Annotated in this window: 19 protein-coding genes; 15 read left to right on the forward strand and 4 right to left on the reverse strand. The window is 38.5% G+C overall.

The features are described from left to right. Positions 1 to 6: 6 nt before the first annotated feature. The 4 genes from I6E69_RS18845 (at position 7) to hflX (ending at position 4273) form a co-directional block, all read left to right on the forward strand. Positions 7 to 417 (forward strand): hypothetical protein, encoded by a 411-nt coding sequence (locus I6E69_RS18845; protein WP_197121925.1) that lies wholly within the window; start codon positions 7 to 9, stop codon positions 415 to 417. 110 nt (positions 418 to 527) lie between these two features. Further along, positions 528 to 1001: a DUF1456 family protein gene (locus I6E69_RS18850; protein ID WP_002960721.1), complete on the forward strand. Its 474-nt coding sequence runs from the start codon at positions 528 to 530 to the stop codon at positions 999 to 1001. Between the two features lie 372 nt (positions 1002 to 1373). Further along, on the forward strand, positions 1374 to 2726 hold the full coding sequence (gene gdhA, locus I6E69_RS18855) for an NADP-specific glutamate dehydrogenase (RefSeq protein WP_149602774.1): 1353 nt from the start codon (positions 1374 to 1376) through the stop codon (positions 2724 to 2726). A gap of 197 nt (positions 2727 to 2923) precedes the next feature. Continuing rightward, positions 2924 to 4273, forward strand: coding sequence for a GTPase HflX (gene hflX / locus I6E69_RS18860; RefSeq protein ID WP_002960718.1), 1350 nt, complete (start codon positions 2924 to 2926; stop codon positions 4271 to 4273). Between the two features lie 152 nt (positions 4274 to 4425). Here the strand turns inward: hflX and I6E69_RS18865 are convergent, their stop codons facing one another. Next, on the reverse strand, positions 4426 to 6159 hold the full coding sequence (locus tag I6E69_RS18865) for an AMP-binding protein (protein WP_197121927.1): 1734 nt from the start codon (positions 6157 to 6159) through the stop codon (positions 4426 to 4428). A 185-nt stretch (positions 6160 to 6344) separates the two neighbouring features. Continuing rightward, complete coding sequence (locus I6E69_RS18870) at positions 6345 to 6791, reverse strand: DUF3010 family protein (RefSeq protein WP_033029405.1); 447 nt, start codon at positions 6789 to 6791, stop codon at positions 6345 to 6347. A 354-nt stretch (positions 6792 to 7145) separates the two neighbouring features. Here I6E69_RS18870 and thrS point away from each other — a divergent pair, with 354 nt between their 5' ends. The 10 genes from thrS to I6E69_RS18920 all read left to right on the forward strand — a co-directional run bounded on the left by thrS (position 7146) and on the right by I6E69_RS18920 (position 17741). Further along, a complete protein-coding gene (gene thrS, locus I6E69_RS18875; RefSeq protein ID WP_024606251.1) occupies positions 7146 to 9056 on the forward strand; it encodes a threonine--tRNA ligase in 1911 nt (636 codons plus the stop codon). Positions 9057 to 9115: 59 nt separating this feature from the next. Further along, the gene (gene infC / locus I6E69_RS18880; protein ID WP_002960714.1) at positions 9116 to 9676 is read left to right on the forward strand and encodes a translation initiation factor IF-3; all 561 of its coding nucleotides are present in this window, start codon (positions 9116 to 9118) and stop codon (positions 9674 to 9676) included. A gap of 211 nt (positions 9677 to 9887) precedes the next feature. Continuing rightward, positions 9888 to 10088, forward strand: coding sequence for a 50S ribosomal protein L35 (rpmI, locus tag I6E69_RS18885; RefSeq protein WP_002960713.1), 201 nt, complete (start codon positions 9888 to 9890; stop codon positions 10086 to 10088). 15 nt (positions 10089 to 10103) lie between these two features. Further along, positions 10104 to 10463 (forward strand): 50S ribosomal protein L20, encoded by a 360-nt coding sequence (gene rplT, locus I6E69_RS18890; protein ID WP_002960711.1) that lies wholly within the window; start codon positions 10104 to 10106, stop codon positions 10461 to 10463. Between the two features lie 423 nt (positions 10464 to 10886). Continuing rightward, positions 10887 to 12704, forward strand: a complete 1818-nt coding sequence (locus tag I6E69_RS18895; protein ID WP_197121929.1) for a M14 family metallopeptidase — start codon at positions 10887 to 10889, stop codon at positions 12702 to 12704. A 1-nt stretch (position 12705) separates the two neighbouring features. Further along, positions 12706 to 13347 (forward strand): MBL fold metallo-hydrolase, encoded by a 642-nt coding sequence (locus I6E69_RS18900; protein ID WP_197121931.1) that lies wholly within the window; start codon positions 12706 to 12708, stop codon positions 13345 to 13347. A gap of 106 nt (positions 13348 to 13453) precedes the next feature. Continuing rightward, a complete protein-coding gene (locus I6E69_RS18905; RefSeq protein WP_002960703.1) occupies positions 13454 to 13912 on the forward strand; it encodes an Lrp/AsnC family transcriptional regulator in 459 nt (152 codons plus the stop codon). Positions 13913 to 14041: 129 nt separating this feature from the next. Further along, positions 14042 to 15598, forward strand: coding sequence for a SulP family inorganic anion transporter (locus I6E69_RS18910; RefSeq protein WP_149592477.1), 1557 nt, complete (start codon positions 14042 to 14044; stop codon positions 15596 to 15598). Between the two features lie 249 nt (positions 15599 to 15847). Then, a complete protein-coding gene (locus I6E69_RS18915; protein WP_024596641.1) occupies positions 15848 to 16924 on the forward strand; it encodes a sensor histidine kinase in 1077 nt (358 codons plus the stop codon). Beyond that, positions 16917 to 17741 carry a LytTR family DNA-binding domain-containing protein gene (locus tag I6E69_RS18920; RefSeq protein ID WP_039489820.1) on the forward strand — a complete coding sequence of 275 codons (825 nt, stop codon included), beginning with the start codon at positions 16917 to 16919 and terminating at the stop codon, positions 17739 to 17741. Before I6E69_RS18915 ends, I6E69_RS18920 begins: the two co-directional genes overlap by 8 nt. 64 nt (positions 17742 to 17805) lie before the next feature. Here the strand turns inward: I6E69_RS18920 and pyk are convergent, their stop codons facing one another. Next, positions 17806 to 19242 carry a pyruvate kinase gene (gene pyk, locus I6E69_RS18925; protein WP_039489818.1) on the reverse strand — a complete coding sequence of 479 codons (1437 nt, stop codon included), beginning with the start codon at positions 19240 to 19242 and terminating at the stop codon, positions 17806 to 17808. A 377-nt stretch (positions 19243 to 19619) separates the two neighbouring features. Between pyk and gndA the strand changes: the two genes are divergently transcribed. Beyond that, complete coding sequence (gene gndA / locus I6E69_RS18930) at positions 19620 to 20993, forward strand: NADP-dependent phosphogluconate dehydrogenase (protein ID WP_039489817.1); 1374 nt, start codon at positions 19620 to 19622, stop codon at positions 20991 to 20993. Between the two features lie 68 nt (positions 20994 to 21061). Here the strand turns inward: gndA and ansA are convergent, their stop codons facing one another. Then, positions 21062 to 22072, reverse strand: a complete 1011-nt coding sequence (ansA, locus tag I6E69_RS18935; protein WP_002962901.1) for an asparaginase — start codon at positions 22070 to 22072, stop codon at positions 21062 to 21064. Between the last annotated feature and the right edge of the window lie 55 nt (positions 22073 to 22127).

A 22127-nucleotide genomic window follows, 5' to 3' on the forward strand; every position in this document is an offset into this window, starting at 1 on the left:
TTTAACATGCGAGCCAGTTACAGTGCAATGCACTTTGACAGTGCAATGCACTTTGTTTATGTGCAATGGCTAAAAAAACGTTCAAAGTCAGCAAGTGGCGCAGATGGCGTTTTTGCCTTTTCGCTCACTTTATTATTAAATTTTATTATGCTAGCTGGGGTGTTTTTCCCGCATTTAATGGACACCATTACAAGTGTGTCTCGTGTGATAGTGTGCTTAATTGGCATTGTTTTATTGTTAGGGATTGCAATGTTGAATGGGCTTTATTTAGGAAGCGGTAGCAATTATATCAATAATGTAAAACGTGCTTTTAGGGCTAATTCTAAAAAACGCTACTTTGTAGCAATGATAATTTGGTTATTTGGTTCTATTATTTTGGTATTTCCTTTATTAGCACTAAGGTTTGTTTATCCTTAGCGTTAACAGTAATAAACAATAGGGCACTATAACGAAACCTGTTAAACTAGGTGCTTATTTAAAATTAAGCAATAACTGCTTGGTTGCTATACCTCACTTTGGGATTTACTTTGACTAATAACGATATTTTACGCCGCATTCGCTACACTTTTAACTTAACTGATACTGCTATGGTCAATGTTTTTGCATCAGCAGAGCATACGGTCACCAAAGAGCAAGTAATTGCATGGTTAACTAAAGAAGGTGAAGAGGCTTTTACCCCAATAAGTGATACTGAGTTTGCTAGCTTTTTAAATGGGTTTATTAATACCCAACGTGGCAAACGCGAAGGTGAGCAACCAGAGCCTGAGAAAAAGCTAAACAACAATATTATCTTTATGAAGCTACGTATTGCTTTAAATATGAAAGCAGAAGATGTTATAGCAACACTTGCACTTGTTGATTTTGATTTAAGTAAACATGAGTTAAGCGCATTTTCTCGAAAAGTAGATAACAAACATTACCGTGTTTGTAACGATCAAATATTACGTTTGTTTTTAACTGGCGTACAAAAGCAGCACCGCCCAGAAGAGTCTGCTGAGTAACTGGTTTTAGCTAATTAGCTTTTAGTTAGTGGGTTTTTTGCGAGCGCAATGCAGTATAAAGCCCATTAATTGTTATATTTTTAAACAAACCCATACCTAACCAAATACTTCTAAAATTCCCTTTTAAAATATAAAAACTCGCTTGGCACTGTTCTAATTTTAAATCTGTGAATTTAAATTCATCTTTAATACATAAAAATCAAACTTCCAATCAAAAATAATTCACGCAGCACGCGTTAAACATCTCAATTTTTCATGCTAAGGTAATAGTTAATTATATTAAATTAAGACTTTAAAGCATGAATCATAAACTTGATCACGTTTACTTTAACATCTGATAAATACTTTTATTATTAACACGGAAGAATAATTATGAATTATATCCATAGCACAATCGCACAATTAAAAAATAGTAGTCCTGCACAATGCGAGTTTTATCAAGCTGTTGAAGAAGTACTTGAATCACTCGAACCTATCTTAGAAAACTCAGAAAAATACAAAAAAAATGCCATTATACAACGCTTAGTTGAGCCCGAACGCCAAATTATGTTTAGAGTTCCCTGGGTTGATGACGAAGGCAATATTCAGGTCAATAAAGGCTACAGAATTGAGTTTAACTCTGCACTTGGCCCCTATAAAGGTGGCTTACGTTTTCACCCAAGTGTGAATGCCAGCATAATTAAATTTTTAGGGTTTGAGCAAATATTTAAAAATGCTTTAACAGGTTTACCAATCGGTGGTGGTAAAGGCGGGGCAAACTTTGATCCAAAAGGGCGCTCAGATGCTGAAATAATGCGTTTTTGCCAATCATTTATGAGCGAGCTCTATCGCCATATTGGCCCTACAACCGACGTACCCGCTGGAGACATTGGAGTAGGGGCGAGAGAAATAGGTTACTTGTTTGGTCAATATAAGCGTTTGACTGGGCGCTATGAAGGTGTTTTAACAGGTAAAAGCTTATTGTGGGGTGGATCGCTTGTACGAAAAGAAGCCACGGGATATGGCGCTGTTTATTTTGCTGACTATATGCTGCAAGCGCGCGGCGATAGCCTACAAGGTAAGCGCTGCTTGGTTTCGGGCGCAGGTAATGTTGCTATTTATGCAATGGAAAAGCTTTATCAAATGGGGGCAACACCAGTAAGTTGCAGCGACTCTCGTGGCACTGTGTATCATGAATCGGGTATAGATTTAAATCTTATTAAATGTTTGAAAGAGCAATCGCGTGATTGCTTGAGCGAATATAAACAAACTCACCCCGATGCTATTTATATTTCTGTAAATGACTACCCTAAAGATGGGCACGCTGTTTGGCGCTTTAATGCTGCCGCTGCTTTTCCGTGCGCCACACAAAATGAATTAACACAGGCGGATGCAAGCGCTTTATTATCCGGCGGTTGTTTATTAGTAAGTGAAGGCGCAAACATGCCTTCAACAAAAGAGGCTATTGATTGCTTTATTGCTGCAAAAATTGCGTATGGACCAGGTAAAGCGGCCAATGCCGGCGGCGTTGCGACAAGCCAATTAGAAATGGCACAAAATGCGAGTATGCAAAGTTGGACCTTTGAAGAAGTTGATGAAAAGCTAAAACAAATTATGAAAAATATATTTGTTACCGCCAACGATACCGCTACAGAATTTGGTGAGCCTGGAAATCTTTTATTAGGCGCTAACATTGCAGGCTTTAGGCGCGTCGCCGATGCAATGATTGAGCAGGGCGTCGTTTAATATTAAAGCTGAACATAAGGCTTTACTATAATGTGATTTTAAAACTAGCCATAAAATTGAGTATATTATGGTTAGTTTTAAATATTAACGCCATTAGTGAACTATAACCCTATAAAGCTGGGCTATAACAGCGTAGGATCAAGTTACTTTCGAATGAAAATTAGGTTTGCACTTTAGGTGCATTAAGACAAAAAATTATGCAACTAACTGCAAAACCATCACTTCCTAATGCGTTACTTATTTCTATTAGCACACCACAATTTAAAGGCGACGAAGCAACAGAGTCGCTTGCAGAGCTTGCTCGTTTGGTGACTACGTTAGGATTTAAAGTCGTAGGTACGCAATCGCAAAAGCAAAGCTCAACTCAAAAAGTTAATGTACTGGGCTCAGGTAAACTAGCTGAAATAGCACACCTTACCGGTAATAAAGGGATGGTTGAAAACGAGCAAGAAGATGATTTACTTGATGAAGACCCTTTAACCGAAATATCCTCAGAAATTCCATCAAACGATTTAGATTTTGCATGTGCTGATGTAGTGGTATTTGACTGTGATTTAACGCCTTCTCAACTGCGTAATGTTGAAAACCAATTAGGTGTAGAAGTATTTGATCGCACTGGTATTATCATTGAAATATTTAGTCGTCATGCGCGTACTAAAACTGCAAAACTACAAGTTGAAATTGCTCGCCTTAATTATGTAGCGCCACGACTGCGTGAAACATCAACAGGTGATAAAGAACGCCAAATGGGTAAAGGTGCGGGTGAAACCACACTTGAGCTTAATCGCCGTAAGGTGCGCGATCAGTTAGCAGAATTAAAGCGTGAACTTGTTAGTGTTCAAGATGTAATGATGGACAGACGTACGCAGCGCTCTGAGCTATTCTCAGTGGCTTTAATTGGTTATACCAATGCGGGCAAGTCATCAATGATGCGCGCAATTACAGGTAGTGATGTAGAAGGCGAAAACAAACTTTTTGCAACGCTAGATACTACTGTTCGCGCGCTGTATCCGATTACGCAGCCTCGTATATTGGTTTCAGATACGGTTGGTTTTATTAAAAAATTACCTCATGATTTGGTTGCTTCATTTCATTCAACGCTCGCTGAGGCACATGATGCGTCGTTATTGTTGTATGTTGTAGATGCTTCAGATCCTTCTTTTCGCTCACAGCTTGAAGTAGTACATAAAGTACTGGCAGAAGTTGGGGTAGAAGGTAGCAAAAAACTATTAGTACTGAATAAGTCAGACCAATTAAGTACTGAGCAGCAGCAGTCGCTAATGGATGAGTTTCCTGATGCGATGATGACCTCTACACGTAATCCAGATGATATTAGTAAACTGCACAAATACATTATTGGCATTGCTCAAGAGGACATGATTGAAGAAGAGATTGTTATCCCGTACACAGCCAAAGGTATTGTGGGCGAAATCCGATCGAGTATGAGTGTTGTTAAAGAAGAATATGAATACAGCCATATTAAATTAACAGTGCGCTCGAGTGCGATTGATTTAGAACGTTTAAAAAAGAGAATGCTGAATTTATAATAAATTCAGTACAATTCAGTACATAAAAAGCACAGCCAATTGGCTGTGCTTTTTAGTATTAGTCCTAACATACGTAAATTTAACGCTGCTAGCTCTGAACATAGCTCTGAGATAAATTCCCTATCCAGAGCCTCAGTTACTTAAAGACGAAACTAGGAAAAAGCGTTGTCGCTTAGCTCTTCTTGCATTTGCTCGCGCATTTTAAATTTTTGCAGTTTACCTGTTACTGTCATTGGGTAGTTTTCTACAAAACGGATATGTCGTGGCATTTTAAAGTAGGCTAGTTTGTCTTTTAAAAAGTCACGAATTGCTTGCTCATTAAGTACAGCATCTTCTTTTGGTTGGATCCAAGCGCACACTTCCTCGCCATACTTTTCATCGGTTATACCAAATATGGCAGCATCTTGAATGCCCGGGTAGGTGTAAAGTACTTCCTCTATTTCTCGAGGGTAAATGTTTTCGCCGCCGCGAATAATCATATCTTTTATACGCCCAACAATCGTGACAAACCCTTCTGTATCCATGACACCTAAATCGCCAGAGTGCAGCCACCCTTCGTCATCTATTGTGGCTTTTGTTTTAGCTTCGTCATTCCAATAGCAGCGCATTATGCCTGCACCTTTACTACACACTTCGCCAGGTTGACCAATTTTTTGAATGTTACCCAGCTCGTCAATTATTTTAACCTCGGTATGGGCAAGAGCCCGGCCAACTGTCGTTACTTGCCGCTCTATTGAAGAGTCTGTTTCGGTAATGTTGTTTATGGGGCTGCACTCCGTTTGCCCGTAAGCAATCAGTACTTGATGCATGTTCATTTGTGTTTGTACTTTTCGCATTACTTGCTCTGGGCATGTAGAGCCTGCCATTACACCCGTGCGTAAAGTGCTTAGGTCATAATCGGTAAAATTACTCAGCTCAAGCTCACTAATAAACATAGTAGGTACACCGTGCAGCGCTGTACATCCTTCTTGTTGAACTACATCGAGTGTGGTTTTTGCATCGAACGAATCACTAGGATAAATGGCTGCTGCACCTTTACTAACACACAATAAGCTACCCAATACCATTGCAAAGCAATGATATAACGGGATAGGGATACATAACTTGTCATCGCTCGTAAAGTGCATAGATTCGGCGACGAATAGCGCATTATTTAAAATGTTTTTATGAGTGAGCGTTGCGCCTTTTGGGTTACCTGTTGTGCCTGATGTAAATTGTATATTGATGTCTTGCTCAGCATTTAAGTTTGCACCTATTGCTTTTAATTCAAGCTCATGTGCTGATGTTGGCAAGTTAATAACATCATTAAAAGAGTACATACCAGGAGATGCTTCATCGCCAATGCGGATTATATTTTTAAGAGTGGGCAGTGCTTTTAAATTAAGTGTGTCTTTATCGCAAGTTGCAAGTTCTGGCGCTAAACAATTAAGCATTTCTAAGTAATCACTGCCTTTAAAGTTTGATGCTGTGATTAGAGTAGAGCATTCAACACTATTTAAGGCGTATTGTAATTCGTTAGGGCGATAGGCCGGGTTGATGCACACCATTATTGCGCCAATTTTTGCCGTTGCAAATTGGGTTAAGCACCACTCAATATTATTAGGAGACCAAATACCAACACGCTCGCCTGGTTTCACGCCAAGGGCAAGTAACCCCATAGCAAGTTGATTAACTTCTTTTTGAAATTCTTTATACGTTAAGCGAATACCCTGGTGATGAACTACAACAGCTAACGCCTTTGGGTTTTTGTCGACAATAAAGTCAAAGTACTCGCCTATAGTTGAATTTGTTAAAGGTGTGCTTTGTATACCTTTAAAATAGCTTTGCGATAACGGTAAGTGATTTATTTGTTCTACTTCTTTTGCCGCAATAGTGTGTGTGTGCATTGCTCTCTCCATGAAAATGTGTATGAGTTATGTAAACTACAAAGTTAAAATAAACACATATTGTCGACAAAGAGAAGTGTGGTTAGACTAATGTATTATTAGATTAATAAAAGCTAATACTACTTTTTAGACACAAAAAAACGCGTCTTACAATGTAAGTACGCGTTTTTAAACGAGTAATGAGTTTACATTTCGTCGCTGCGGTATGTTTTTTTCATGATGTAAACGTAAGCGTTTACAAAAGCATTTTCTTGGTACTTTTTAAGGCCTGTTTCTTCAAAGGCAATAGGTATTGGATTACGTTTAACTTGTTCTTTAATTTCTGTTGTAGAAAACACGCGAACGTCTAAGCCTTCAATTAATTGAATAGCAGTTTCCATTTTAAAGCCTTTTGCACTGCCAGCAAATTTACCTTTAGGCTGACGCTCACGAATTGCAACAGAATCAATTTGGTAATCTTGCATTAGTTTTGCAAAATCGAATTGAAATTTACGCATTACTTCAGTGTCGTTACCGTTACCTAAGGTAAAGCGTGTTTGGCGCACATCGCGAATATCAAATACGTCATTATCTTTACTTAAAATACAAAGTAGTACATCACTACCGGTAATTTCTACACCACATGTTCTCATGTCTATTCTCTAAAATAACTTAATTACGCAGTATTATACGCAACGCACATTAAAATGCGAGTGTGGGTATAGTTGTAGGCGCGTAATTAATGCATTGATGCTTTTATATTTTAATAAAATGATTTTTTTGCTTTAAAAGCTACATTTTGTGGATAAAACGGGTGGATTTCACCCCTTTAAACTTGTAATTAAATGCGCGGCACGCGACAATATATCTTTGTAGTTGAATAGACTCCTCATCTACATATATTAGTCAATGCTTATTCGTAAAAGCGTTGTCGAGTCATTCTCATTTAATTTATTAAAAATACACGTGATACATTGTAGGTGTCACCACTGTAGCAAGGATTTATAATGCCAGTTATTACTCTTCCAGACGGAAGTCAACGTAGTTTTGAAAACCCTGTAAGCACGCTTGATGTTGCAAACGACATTGGTCCTGGTTTAGCTAAAGCGACCATTGCGGGCCGTGTAAATGGCGACCGTGTTGATGCATGTGATAAAATTTGTGAAGATTCTCGTCTTGAGATCATTACCGCTAAAGACGATGACGGCCTTGAAATCATTCGTCACTCTTGTGCTCACTTAATCGGTCATGCAGTTAAGCAACTTTTCCCAGACGCAAAAATGGCAATTGGTCCTACCATTGATAACGGTTTTTACTACGATATCGATATGGAACACTCATTATCACAAGATGATCTTGAAGCAATTGAAAAGCGTATGCTGCAACTTGCAAAAACCAACTACGACGTAGTGAAAAAAACAGTAAGCTGGCAAGAAGCACGCGATACATTTGAAGCGCGTGGCGAAACATACAAAATAGAAATTCTGGACGAAAACATCGCTAAAGATGACCGCCCAGGTTTATATCATCACGAAGAATATGTAGACATGTGTCGTGGACCTCACGTTCCTAACATGAAATTTTGCCAAAACTTCAAAATAATGAAAGTGGCGGGTGCATATTGGCGTGGTGATTCAGAAAACAAAATGCTACAACGCATTTATGGCACCGCGTGGGGCGATAAAAAGCAACTTAAAGCGTATTTAAAGCGCCTTGAAGAAGCTGAAAAACGCGATCACCGTCGTATTGGTAAAGCGCTTGATTTATGGCATTGGCAAGAAGAAGCACCAGGCATGGTATTTTGGCACAACGATGGTTGGAGCATTTACCGCGAGCTTGAAGAATTTGTACGTGAAAAATTACGCGAATATGAGTACGAAGAAGTAAAAGGTCCAATGATGATGGACCGTTCACTTTGGGAAAAATCAGGTCACTGGGAAAAATATTCAGAAGCAATGTTTACCACTGAGTCTGAAAAACGTGAATACGCAATTAAACCTATGAACTGTCCTGGTCACGTGCAAATCTTTAACCAAGGTTTAAAATCGTACCGTGATTTACCACTTCGTATGGCTGAATTTGGTTGTTGTCACCGTAATGAACCATCAGGTGCACTACACGGTTTAATGCGTGTACGTGGCTTTACACAAGATGATGCTCACATTTTCTGTACTGAAGAGCAGATAATGGACGAAGTGTCAGCGTGTATTAAGATGGTTTATGATACATATGAAACATTCGGATTTGAGAAGATTGTAGTTAAGCTATCTACTCGCCCAGAACAACGCATTGGTGAAGACCATATGTGGGATAAAGCAGAGCTTGCTTTAGCTGATGCACTTAAGCTAAACGATATTGAATTTGATTATCTTCCGGGCGAAGGCGCGTTTTACGGTCCGAAGATTGAATTTACTTTGTACGATTGTTTAGACAGAGCGTGGCAGTGTGGTACAGTGCAATTAGACTTTGCATTACCGGGTCGTTTAGGTGCTACTTATGTAGCAGAAAATAACGAGCGTCGTACACCTGTAATGATACATCGTGCTATTTTAGGTTCTATTGAACGCTTTATTGGCATTTTAACTGAAGAGTACGCTGGTTTATTCCCGACGTGGCTTGCACCAAAGCAAGTGGTAATTATGAATATTACCGATAAACAGGCTCCTTATGTTAAAGAAGTTGTACAAAAATTAAATAAACTTGGAATTAGAGCCGCTGCTGACTTGAGAAATGAGAAGATTGGCTTTAAAATCCGTGAGCATACACTGAAGCGTATTCCATACTTGCTTGTTGTTGGCGATAAAGAAGTTGAACAGCAAGAAGTAGCAGTGCGTACTCGCACAGGTGAAGACCTTGGCAAATTTAATGTTGATGATTTTGTAGCTAAAATTAGTGAAGAAATTAAAAATCGACAGTAAAAATCGAGCGTGTAAGGCATTAACAAACAGCCATTTACACGCTTATATTATTGATATTCTTGGAGGAACGTACTATTAGAGGCGGCAAGAAAGGGCAACAAACAGCTCAAAAAAATCGTATTAACGAAGAAATTACAGCGCAAGAAGTTCGTTTAATTGACATTGAAGGCGAACAAGCTGGAATTCAGTCATTACAAGACGCGCAAACTATGGCCGATGCAGCGGGTGTTGATCTTGTTGAGATCAGTCCAAACGCTGAGCCGCCTGTTTGTAGAATCATGGACTACGGTAAGTTCATCTTTGAAAAAAGCAAAGAACTAAAAGAGCAGAAGAAGAAGCAAAAGCAAATCCAGATAAAAGAAATCAAATTCCGTCCTGGTACGGATGAAGGTGATTATCAGGTTAAGCTTCGCAACTTACGTAAGTTCTTAGAAGCTGGTGATAAAGCTAAGATTACTATCCGCTTCCGTGGTCGTGAAATGGCTCACCAAGAAATTGGTATAGAATTATTAAACCGTATCAAAGCCGATTTAGAAGAGCTTGCAGTAGTTGAGTCTTTCCCAAATCGTGTTGAAGGCCGCCAAATGGTTATGATGATGGCGCCTGTTGCTAAAAAATAATTTTTAAGCGATAATACGCACCGAAATTAGCTCAGGTCTGCAAGCAATATGCGAATATTCACCTGAGTTAACCGGTCTTAAAGCAAGATTGCGGCATTTATGTTGGGTCTTCACCGGAACATGGCAGTAAGTTAGGCCTAAAAGTGGAGCTATAGAAATATATCTCACGCCTGCTTACTAATTTAAAAGCAATACAATTGGAGTTATTGCAATGGCTTATAAGCTAAAAAGTCACAGTGGCGCTGCTAAGCGTTTCAAAAAGACTGCTTCTGGCGGTTTCAAGCGTAAACAAGCGCATCTTCGTCATATTCTGACTAAGAAAACTTCTAAGCGTAAGTTACACCTACGTCCTAAGATGATGGTTCATAAAAATGACCATGGTCTAGTTTCACGTATGTTACCGTTCGCTTAATAGGGGTTTTTAGAAATGGCAAGAGTTAAACGCGGCGTTGTCGCACGTGCACGTCACAAAAAAGTTTTAAAACAAGCAAAAGGTTACTACGGAGCACGTTCACGTGTTTACCGCGTAGCTTTCCAGGCTGTTACTAAAGCGGGTCAATACGCTTACCGTGACCGTCGTGCGAAGAAACGTACTTTCCGTCAATTATGGATTGCACGTATCAATGCTGCTTCACGTCAAAATGGTCTGTCTTACAGCCGTTTTATCAATGGTCTTAAAAAGACTTCTGTAGAAATCGATCGTAAGATCCTTGCAGATATCGCTGTTTATGACCAAGTTGCATTCGCAGCGCTTGTAGAAAAAGCAAAAGAAGGCCTAGCCGCTTAAGCTTTTTTATATAAGTATTAAAAAGGAGCCTATGGCTCCTTTTTTTGTGCCTGTAATTTAGTAACTTAAACCAATGAGTAATACCAATTCGCTTAATTAAATGATCTATTTTGAGGGCGGAAAAACGTGTTGATAGCTAGGCAAAAATTCGCTATTTAGTTGTTCTCGGCAATTGCTCCTGCATCCATGCAGTCGTAAATGAGAGTTTTTTAACGCAGATAGCGACATGGTTAGCCCCGCAAAATGATTAAGTATTATTGCGCATTGGTATAATACTTAATAAGGTTATAAAGCCTAAAAACACGGGTGTGAATGAGTGAAATGTATTTGGCTGCATTTTTTTGTTGAATCACCGCAGTTTCCTCATTATAAAAAATTTAGTTGATATAATTTATATAATTAAGGCGTTTGTTAGAGAATTTTATGTTTGCAAGTTTACTAATTTTATCTGCAAGTGTGGCGTATGACGCACACTTACCTCCACTCATTGAGTGGCAGGGGAAAAGCGTAGAGCTTTTACAAAAACAAGGGCCGTTAACTACTGACTTTGAGTTATCTGCAGGTGAAGCGTCGCCCGATTATGCAAATACAATGGCATTTGTAGATAGATTAGTTGCAGCAAACCCTACTCAGTTTCAATCTCAAACCATTGGCTATAGTAATAGTAAACGTGCAATAAAAATGCTAATTGCCAGTGAGCAAGGTTTTTTTGAAGCAAGGCAAATGGCTAATAGCACTAAGCCAACTATTTTTATTCAGGCAGGAATACATTCTGGTGAAATAGACGGTAAAGATGCCATGTTCATGTTACTCAGAGATATAGCGACGGGTAAGCGCCGTGACATTTTAAAAAAGGTAAACATATTATTTATTCCTATTTTAAATGTAGATGGTCACGAACGTAGCAGTGCATTCAATCGCATTAATCAACGGGGCCCTGCAAAAATGGGCTTTAGAACAAATGCTAATAACCTTAATTTAAATCGTGATTTTACTAAATTAGATACCCCAGAAGTTAGAAGTGTTTTAAAGGTTATTAACGACTACAACCCAAATTTATACATTGATGTACACGTTACCGACGGCGCAGATTACCAATACGATGTGACTTATGGTTACAATCCGGTATTTTCGAGCGAATCGCCTGCGGTATCGGATACATTAAACCAGTTTTTTAAACCTCTCATTGACGATACGCTAGCGAAGCAAGGACACATCCCAGGACCACTTGTTTTTGTTATGGATAAACGCGACTTTAAAAAAGGGTTAGCGGGCTGGGTTGCTACGCCACGTTTTTCAAATGGTTGGGGGGATTTAAAGTCATTGCCGACTATTTTAGTCGAAAATCATTCATTGAAGCCTTACAATCAACGTGTATTGGGAACTTATGTATTTTTAGATGGTGCTATTACTGCGCTATCAAAGCACAGTCATGAATTAGCTAATGCAGTAAAAAAAGAACAGGAATTTGTTCCTAAACAGTTAATAGTAAAGCGTGGCTATTCCAAGCAAGCTGATACGATTGCGCAGTTTAAAGGTATTGAGTATTCATCAAGCATGAATGCGCTCTCAGGCCAAAATGAAGTGAAGTATTTGGGTAAAGCACATACATATACCGACTTACCTATTTATTGGCAAAAAGATGTACAACATACAGTTGAAGTACCTAAAGCTTTTTTTATTCCGCCTGTATATCGCAATATAATTAAGAAACTAAAGTTACATGGTGTCTCTATTAATAAACTTGAAGGGGCAAACACACAGCCTTTGAAAGTTGCAAAGGTGGCAGACTACACGTTTGATAAAGCACCATTTGAAGGGCGTTTTAGAGTATCAGCAACTTTTGATTACGTCCCTGCTATAAATGTAGATTTAGATGGTTGGTACCAAGTAAATACCCAACAAAAAGCAGGCGAATTAGCGGTTCATTTATTGCACCCGGAAGCCCCTGATTCATTTTTTGCGTGGGGTGAGTTTAATACTATTTTTCAGCGTACTGAATATATGGAAAACTATGCGCTAATTCCGTATGCACGCCAAATGCTAAAAGATAACCCAAAGCTTGCGCTTAAGTTTGATGAAAAACTTAAAGATAAATCATTCGCGCGTGACGCAGAGGCACGATTAAATTGGTTATATGAGCAAAGTCCATTTTATGATCAAGCGTACTTAAAGTATCCAATACTTATGTCATTCGAAGAAGAAGTTGTTATCCCGGATCAAAAAAGTAAAGAAATCTAATATGCAAATTATAACCATACCCGTCACTGCATTTGCACAAAATAGTCGTATTATTTGGTGTAGTGAAACTAAACAAGCCGTAGTCATAGACCCAGGTGGCGACCCTGATAAAATAGTAGCAGCCCTTAATGAGCATAAACTAGAATTAAGTGCTATTTGGTTAACGCACGGGCATTTAGATCATGTGGGTGGGGCTGATATTTTACGTAATCAATTTAACGTACAAATTATTGGCCCACAAAAAGATGAGTACTTCTGGTTTGAAAACTTACCTATGCAAGCACAAATGTTCGGGTTTAAACCCATTGAGCCTTTTTATCCGGATATTTGGCTAAACCATAACGATACCGTGAGCGTAGGTAAACTTAGCTTTTTAGTGAAGCATTGCCCAGGGCATACACCTGGTCATATTGTGTTTTATCAACAAGAGAATGAATGCGTTATTGTAGGTGATGTTATTTTTAAAGGCTCAGTAGGGCGCACTGACTTCCCTAAGGGGAACAGTGAACAACTTATAGAGTCGATTAAGACGCATATTTTAACCTTACCTGATAATACTAAAATACTGGCAGGACATGGTAGCGACACTACGGTGGGATTTGAAAAGAAAATAAATCCTTTTGTAAGTGGTAAGTTTGGTTAAGTTACTTATTTTAAGTTTACAAACTGCATAAACATTAAAAATAAGCAGACTGAGTTTTAAAATGGTTGTATAATTTAACCAGTTTATTTGATAAATAAGAAATAAAATGTCTCTAAATCACGTAGATCGCCAAATATTGGCACTTTTACAACAAGATGCTAGTTTATCAACCGCAGAAATTGCAGATAAAGTAGGCTTGTCTCAATCTCCATGCTGGCGTCGAATCGCTAAGCTAGAGCAAGATGGTTATATAAAAAGCAAAGTGGCTCTTTTAGATGAGAAAAAACTTGGCTTTGATATGCTTGTATATGCACATGTGCGTTTATCAAATCACGGTAAAAAGAATCTTGCTGAGTTTGAAAAGCTGATCATGAGCTACGACGAGGTAACAGAGTGTTACACTATGGCTGGTACCATGGACTTTATGCTACGCATAATTTCACAAGGCATAGAAGGGTATGAGCATTTTGTGCGCGATAATTTACTAAGCTTAGAATACGTTCAAGAAGTACATTCTAATGTAACAATGACATGTGTAAAACGCAGTACTTCCCTTCCTTTGTAAAAGCACTTCTTTTAAAAGCTAAACCATTTTTAGTTTAGCTTAACCACATAATGACAATTGTTAACTGAGCGCTAATTTGGTAGAATTTAGCGCTTTTTTTGATACCCATTACACCATTTGAGGACCTCAATGTTTAACTTACTCAGTAGGGCGCCTAGCTCTGCTAAAAACGATATTCTATCTGGATTAACTGTGGCGTTAGCCTTAGTCCCAGAAGCAGTTGCGTTTGCATTTGTTGCAAATGTAGAACCTTTGGTTGGTCTATATGCCGCGTTTATCGTTGGTTTAATTACGGCTATTTTTGGTGGTCGCCCTGGTATGATTTCAGGTGCAACCGGTGCACTAGCTGTTGTCATGGTAAGTTTAGTGCTTGATCACGGTGTTGAGTATCTATTTGCAACTGTGTTGCTGATGGGAATACTGCAAATTCTCGCGGGTGTATTTAAGCTCGGTAAATTTATCCGTATGGTTCCTCATCCGGTAATGCTTGGTTTTGTAAACGGATTAGCAATTGTTATATTTTTAGCTCAGCTAGGGCAGTTTAAAGTGCCAGACGGTATGGGCGGACAAGAATGGATGACAGGTAATCCATTATTTATCATGCTTGGCTTAGTTGCATTAACCATGGCAATAATCCACTTTTTGCCAAAATTGACTACAGCAGTGCCTTCATCTTTAGTTGCTATTGTAACTGTAACCGGATTAGTGATTGGGTTTGATTTAGAGGCGCATACAGTATTAGATTTCTTAAAAGGAATGACTGGTGACGAAGCTGCAACAATCGCTGGCGGCTTACCTGAATTTCATATTCCTATGGTGCCTTTTAATTTAGAAACACTGAAAATTATTTTCCCATATGCACTTATTTTAGCGGCTATTGGTTTAATTGAATCATTATTAACGCTTAGCTTAATTGATGAGATCACAGAAACTCGTGGTCATAGTAATAAAGAATGTATTGGTCAAGGCGCTGCAAATATTACCTGCGGTATGTTTGGTGCAATGGGTGGTTGTGCAATGATTGGTCAATCAATGATCAATATTAACTCAGGTGGCCGCTCTCGTTTATCAGGTATAAGCGCTGCACTTATGCTACTTGGTTTTATTATTTTTGCCTCTAGCTTAATTGAAATGATCCCATTAGCTGCACTTGTTGGTGTTATGTTTATGGTAGTACTTGGTACATTTGAGTGGGCAAGCTTTAAAATGATGAAGCGCGTACCATTATCTGATGCATTTGTAATTGTTCTTGTGTCGGGCGTGACGGTTATTACTGATTTAGCGATTGCTGTATGTGTGGGTGTTATTGTATCGGCTCTAGTATTTGCTTGGCAGCATGCGAAGCAGATATATACAACTAACTACATTGATCAGGAAGGCGCTAAGGTGTACGAACTACATGGTCCGTTATTCTTTGGCTCTGTTAAAAACTTTTCTGAGTTATTCGATGTGAAAAATGATCCTAAAAATGTGATTGTTGAATTTAAACACAGCCGCGTATCTGACCACAGTGCAATAGAAGCAATTGATACACTTGCTGACAAATACACAAAAGCAGGTAAACAACTTCATTTACGTCACTTAAGTAAAGACTGTACGCAGTTGCTTCATAAAGCACGTGATTTAGTTGAAGTGAATGTGATTGAAGATCCAACCTACAAGGTAGCATCAGATAAACTAGCTTAATTTACACAAAGCTATTGATATTTAAAAAGCGGAAGGTGGATAACCTTTCGCTTTTTTAGTGTCTCGACTATTTGTTTGCGGTAAGACTCTTAAAAAGCAAGGCAAGCTGTAGTGCTATGCAAACTCATAAATCTATATAATAAGGCTATCTAATTTTGTGAAAATTAGCCCTACATAGGTAAAAATAATAAAAATAACAAACGCCTATTTTATGGAATTAGTTTTAACCATACGGAGTAAACATCTATTTTGAACTGGCAATCTTTAGTCGATAACAGGCAACGTTTTTTTTGGCTTTTGCAAATCGCGGGCTGGATTGGTTACGCGTTAGTAAATTATATCGGCTCTAAAGTATTTGAAATGCGTGATATATACGTATTTGTTATTTTATTGAATGCTTACGCTGGTTGTTTGATGACAGTGCCGCTTAGGTATATTTATCGTAAAATTTGGAATGCCTCGCCTTGGGTATTAATGATTGTAGTATTTGGTGCCTCTTATATAACGGGCACTCTATGGGCTGTCGTTCAAAAATTCAATCTATGGGAAATATACCGCCATGGTTATAGACCAGAGGAGTGGTTTTATTACCTGCAGCAAGGTTTAGATTCGGTTTATATTATTTTATGTTGGAGTGGTTTGTACTTTGGCGTTAAATATTATCAGTTATTACAAAGTGAGCGACAAAAAGCGTTAAAGGCCACAACGATGGCACACGAAGCGCAACTAAAAATGCTCAGGTATCAGTTAAATCCCCATTTTTTATTCAACACACTTAACGCTATTTCTACTTTAATTTTGGTTAAAGAAAACAAAGATGCTAACTTAATGGTAGCAAGGTTAAGTGACTTTTTACGTTACACACTTAATACCGATCCAATTAAAAAAGTACCGCTTGAGCAAGAGCTACATGCTCTCATGCTTTATTTAGAAATAGAGCGCGTCCGTTTTGATGAGCGATTGAAAGTAAATGTAGATATTAGCGAGCAAGCAAAAGAGGCTTTAGTACCGAGCTTAATTTTGCAACCAATTATAGAAAACGCGATTAAATATGCCATTGCCCATCTGACAGAAGGTGGTGTAATTGATATTAAAGCACAAGTATTTGCGAATGAATTATTACTAGAAGTGGGTGACAACGGCCCTGGCACTGAAATACTTGATGGCCAATTAGTTAACGCTCAAGGTGTAGGTGTTGCTAACACCAAAGATAGATTAAAAACGTTGTATGAAAATAATTATTCGTTTGTATTATCACATAATACGCCAAGTGGATTAAAAGTTAATCTGCGAGTACCTTTTGAGAAGGCTGTGAAAAATGACTAAAATAAAAACACTCATTGTTGATGATGAACCGTTAGCGCGAAAAGGTTTAGCGGTAAGACTTGAAGAATATTCTGATATTGAAGTAATTAAATTATGTAGTTCAGGCGCTGATGCAATTGAAATGTGCCAAAGAGAGAAAATCGATTTGGTTTTTTTAGATATTCAGATGCCAGGTATGAATGGCTTTGAGGTGGCAAGAGCGCTTAGCGAAAGTACAAAAGTATTACCTGCAATTGTATTTGTAACTGCTTTTGATCAGTTTGCTGTAAAAGCATTTGAAATTCATGCTCTCGATTACATTTTAAAACCCGTTGATGATAACAGATTAAAACAGGCGGTAGAAAAAGTGCATACTTATTTAAAAACGCAGCAAGACAACGCCCATAAGAAAAAACTAGCGAGTTTTGTAGCCGGTATTACTGGTAATAATTGCGAAGAAATATTAAAAAAATTAGCGACTGGCGATACCTTAACAGATAGACGTTACCCAGAATCGCTTGCAGTAAAAGAGCAGGGTGAAATTATACGGGTACCTGTAGCGACTATCCAATGGGTTGATGCTGCAGGTGACTATATGTGTTTACACTGTGAAGATGGACAAACGCATATACTTCGTAAAACAATGAAAGAGCTTGAGCAAGAGCTAGACCCTCAGTTATTTGTGCGTGTACACCGCAGTGCAATAGTAAATACAAAACAAATTAGTAAGCTGGTTACACAAGTAAGTGGCGAGTATTTATTAGTACTTGAAAACGGACAAGAATTAAAAGTGAGCCGTAGCTACCGAGATAAGGTTAAAGCGGCATTAGCAAGTTAAAGCCAACGCTTTTATTACAGGCACAAAAAATGCGAGCTAAGCTCGCATTTTTTATATTTAGTAATTATGCAACAGTTACAATTTTCATAGTGTTAGTTGCGCCCACAGTTTCCATTGAGTCACCGTGAGTAATAATTACTGTATCGCCAGACTGTAAAGAACCTTGAGAAACTAAAGTATCAAGTGCCGCTTTTACCATACCGTCTTTTTCAGTTTTTGTAGAATCAAAAAATACTGGGTAAACACCACGATAAAGTGCTGTTTGACCTAATGTACTCGCATGGCGTGAAAGCGAGTAGATTGGTAAGCCTGAGCTGATACGTGACATTAATTTAGCCGTGCTACCAGATTCAGTAAGCGTGATGATAGCTTTAACAGAATCTAAGTGATTAGCTGCATACATAGCAGAAAGTGCGATAGATTCTGCATTGTTAGAAAAGCGACTATCTAAACGATGCTTAGAAACATGCGTTTCTTTTTGAGATTCAGCACCTAAACAAACACGTGCCATAGTTGCAACAGTTTCTTCAGGGTAATCACCTGCAGCTGTTTCAGCTGAAAGCATTACAGCATCTGTTCCATCAAGAACAGCATTTGCAACATCCATAACCTCTGCACGTGTAGGCATAGGGTTATCGATCATCGATTCCATCATTTGCGTTGCTGTTACTACAGTACGGTTTAATGAACGAGCACGACGAATAATTAGTTTTTGCTTGCCCATAAGAGCTGCATCACCAATTTCAACACCTAAATCACCACGAGCAACCATTACAGCGTCAGACGCTAGAATGATGTCATCAACAGCTTCTTGTGTTTCTACGGCTTCAGCACGTTCAATTTTTGCAAGTAGTTGTGCTTTTGAACCAGCAGCTTCAGCAAGTGAGCGTACGTAGCGCATATCGTCGCCACTACGTGGGAATGATACGGCAATGTAATCTACGTCAATTTCAGCGGCAGTTATTAAATCTTCTTTATCTTTTTCAGTAAATGCTGGAGCAGTTAAGCCACCACCTAAACGGTTAATACCTTTATTGTTAGATAAAACACCGCCAACAGTTACAGTACAATGTACTAAGTGCCCAGCTACTTCATCAACACTTAGTTGAATAAGGCCGTCATTTAGGAGTAGTAGGTCGTTAGGGCTAACATCGTTAGGTAGTTCTTTATAATCAATACCTACAGAGTTAACATCGCCTTCGCCTTTTTCCATTTTTGCATCAAGAGTGAACTTTGCACCCACAGCAAGCGTTACTTTACCTTCTTTAAAAGTAGAAACGCGGATTTTAGGGCCTTGAAGGTCAGCAAGGATAGCAATATGCTTGCCTAATTTTTTTGCAATATCGCGTACAGCTTGCGCACGGTCTTTATGATCTTGGGCAACACCATGTGAGAAGTTTAAACGTACTACATTAGCCCCAGCGATAATAATTTTTTCTAAGTTGTTATCTCTATCGGTAGCAGGTCCAAGGGTAGCGACTATTTTCGTGCGTCTTAGCATCAATTTCTCCTGTTTGCTTGGTGAAAGCATGTTGACGTTATTTTGTTGAATTAAAACATCTATATTAGATTAAAATATTTTAATTATGTGCAAACTTCAAAGGTTTGCCACTATTTTATACAAAACTATTGTGTCATCATTATGACACCGGTGTCAGAATGCGTCAATGATCTTAATTTCAATTAGCGTAGCTTTTAGTCACCCCGAGAGCATTGATGTTTGATATAATTACGTAGCTTATTTATCTGTAATAAAAAAGCATGTTGTATGGGCTCATAGTTAGTATTTTATGACTGTATGAGTATAATGCACACGGTATTATTTAATTTATACACTGAATTTTCTAACCAAATAGTTGTTACCGAGGAGGACACTAGATGCAAGTTGCATTAGTAGGGTTAGGCGTTATGGGAAAAAATCTTGCCCTAAACTTGATTGAAAAAGGGATAACGCTAGTCGCTTATGATAAAAACCCACATGCGGGTGAAGAGTTACTAAGTTGTGCCAAATCACAAGGCATGGCTGATAGGCTTCACATTGTCTCTGATTTAAGTGACATGGTAAGGCGTTTAGAGGCACCTCGTTCTATTTTATTACTTGTTCCTGCTGGTGAGTTAGTTGATACAGTTTGTAATGAACTTGTAGAGGCCGGCGTTAATTGTGACGATATGATAGTCGATTGCGGTAATAGTAATTATAAAGATGGTATAACGCGTAAACTAAAATACCAAAATAAATTTGAATTTGCCACTATGGGAATTTCTGGCGGTGCAGAAGGCGCTCGTCATGGTCCTGCAATGATGGCAAGTGGTTCTGAAGGTGGTTGGGAACGTATTGAGCCATGGTTTGAAAAAGTAGCTGCTAGCTATAATGGCGACTCGTGTTTTGCACGTGTTGGCCAATCAGCAAGTGGTCATTTTGTAAAAATGGTTCACAACGGTATTGAATACGCACTGATGCAACTTATTGCAGAAGTGTACCAATTACTTCGTTTAGGTACTAATCGTTCTCCACAAGAAGTAGCTGAGATATTTAATGACTGGTCAGAAGGTCAATTAAATAGTTACTTACTGTCTATTTCTAGCCATATATTGTCACTTGAAAATCATAATAATGTACCGCTTGCGGACTTAATTGATAATAAAGTTGGCGCTAAAGGTACTGGTCTTTGGACTGCGCAAAATGCACTCGAACTTGGTATTGCTGTCCCTTCACTTGTTGCTGCTGTTCAAGCTCGTCATTTAACTAATGCATGTAACACAACGGCTGCACAAGAGATGACATATGCATCTAAATCAACGAACAATGTTGAAATTGATTTAGAAGAGCTAAAAGACGCGTTCTTACTTGCAAGCTTACTTGCGTATCGTCAAGGTCTAGCGCTAATTAAAGGTGCATCACGTACTCATCAGTGGAAAGTAGATTTATCTAAAACGCTTCAAACATGGCGCGCTGGTTGTATAATCCGTGCTGACTACCTTGATAGCGTTGCACAAGGTGTTGAATTTATTGACACTCTTGAAAAAGAGTCTAACTCTTTGCGCAAAATTACCGGTCAAGCAATAATGACTGGTTTAGCATTCCCTGTATTGGGAGCTACACAAACGTATTTAGCAACATTAACTACACCGAGTAATGGGCATTTAGTTCAAGCCCAGCGTGATTACTTTGGTGAGCATGGCATAAAAACCCACAGTGGTGAAATGTGTCATTTAACTGATTTAGTAGATATAGACGCTAAAGTTAGATAAAAAACAGTTGTTTAAAACGATAAAGGCACGCTATTTAGCGTGCCTTTTGTATTTTTAGCCTGTAAAAATTAACGGCTCAACTCACCACGTAAGTTATCTTGCATTAAATGACGAATCGTTTCGACTTCAAGCTTTTGGCTAAATAAATAATGTAACTTAGTTAAACATGCTTCAAGGGTCATATCGTACCCACTTATTACACCAATATTTAATAGCGCATTACCTGTTGCATAGCCACCCATGTTTACATGACCTTTTAAACACTGAGTTAAGTTAACAATTACGACGCCACGTTTACTTGCTTCTTCGAGTATTGACAAAAAGCTCGGATCTTGTGGTGCATTACCTACACCAAAACTCAGTAGCACCAATGATTTAATATTGCCATTGACCAAGCTTTTAACTACCTCTTGGCTAATGCCAGGATACAAATAAAGCACCCCGATAGGTTGAGGTGTAATAGGTGTAACTTGCAGCTCATTTTCAACATATGGGCTAAGCTGACCCTTAATAAGTTGAATATTAATACCTGATAACGCTAAGGGGTCTAGATTAGGCGAGGCAAAAGCATTAAACCCATCAGCGTGTGCTTTAGTTGCTCTATTACCTCTAAACAGTTGGTTATTAAAAAAGAGGCTTACTTCAGCAATAGGATAATTTGCAGCTAAATACATGGCATTAAGTAAGTTTACTTGGCCATCAGAACGTAATTGTGAGAGCGGAATTTGTGAGCCGGTTACAATCACAGGTTTAGTCAAATTTTCGAACATAAATGACAGCGCTGAGGCTGTATACGCCATAGTATCAGTGCCATGGAGCACCACAAAGCCATCATAATCTTGGTATTTATCTTTGATATCATTAGCAATAAGTTGCCAATGCTCTGGAGACATGTCTGAAGAATCTATAAGAGGGCAGTATTCGTGAATATCAAACAAAGGCATTTCATCACGATTAAATTCTGCGTTATTCACTACGGTTTCTGTTAAAAAACCTTCAGCTGGAATATAGCCTCGACTCGATTTTTTCATACCTATAGTACCGCCAGTATAAGCGATATAAATGCGTTTACGTTTCATAAAAAAAGCCCAGTAAAAAAACTGGGCCTAGTATAACGTTAAGCAGCTTTAAATA

The organism is Pseudoalteromonas sp. NZS100 (assembly GCF_015864815.1).
GTDB classification, from domain to species: domain Bacteria; phylum Pseudomonadota; class Gammaproteobacteria; order Enterobacterales; family Alteromonadaceae; genus Pseudoalteromonas; species Pseudoalteromonas distincta.

Coding starts and splice junctions, on each gene's coding strand:
- rplT (WP_002960711.1), top strand. CDS start 10,104: ATGGCAAGAGTTAAACGCGGCGTTGTCGCACGTGCACGTCACAAAAAA.
- I6E69_RS18905 (WP_002960703.1), top strand. CDS start 13,454: ATGTCTCTAAATCACGTAGATCGCCAAATATTGGCACTTTTACAACAA.
- pyk (WP_039489818.1), bottom strand. CDS start 19,242: ATGCTAAGACGCACGAAAATAGTCGCTACCCTTGGACCTGCTACCGAT.
- thrS (WP_024606251.1), top strand. CDS start 7,146: ATGCCAGTTATTACTCTTCCAGACGGAAGTCAACGTAGTTTTGAAAAC.
- I6E69_RS18900 (WP_197121931.1), top strand. CDS start 12,706: ATGCAAATTATAACCATACCCGTCACTGCATTTGCACAAAATAGTCGT.
- I6E69_RS18910 (WP_149592477.1), top strand. CDS start 14,042: ATGTTTAACTTACTCAGTAGGGCGCCTAGCTCTGCTAAAAACGATATT.
- I6E69_RS18845 (WP_197121925.1), top strand. CDS start 7: ATGCGAGCCAGTTACAGTGCAATGCACTTTGACAGTGCAATGCACTTT.
- gndA (WP_039489817.1), top strand. CDS start 19,620: ATGCAAGTTGCATTAGTAGGGTTAGGCGTTATGGGAAAAAATCTTGCC.
- I6E69_RS18865 (WP_197121927.1), bottom strand. CDS start 6,159: ATGCACACACACACTATTGCGGCAAAAGAAGTAGAACAAATAAATCAC.
- I6E69_RS18920 (WP_039489820.1), top strand. CDS start 16,917: ATGACTAAAATAAAAACACTCATTGTTGATGATGAACCGTTAGCGCGA.
- hflX (WP_002960718.1), top strand. CDS start 2,924: ATGCAACTAACTGCAAAACCATCACTTCCTAATGCGTTACTTATTTCT.
- gdhA (WP_149602774.1), top strand. CDS start 1,374: ATGAATTATATCCATAGCACAATCGCACAATTAAAAAATAGTAGTCCT.
- rpmI (WP_002960713.1), top strand. CDS start 9,888: ATGGCTTATAAGCTAAAAAGTCACAGTGGCGCTGCTAAGCGTTTCAAA.
- ansA (WP_002962901.1), bottom strand. CDS start 22,072: ATGAAACGTAAACGCATTTATATCGCTTATACTGGCGGTACTATAGGT.
- I6E69_RS18895 (WP_197121929.1), top strand. CDS start 10,887: ATGTTTGCAAGTTTACTAATTTTATCTGCAAGTGTGGCGTATGACGCA.
- I6E69_RS18870 (WP_033029405.1), bottom strand. CDS start 6,791: ATGAGAACATGTGGTGTAGAAATTACCGGTAGTGATGTACTACTTTGT.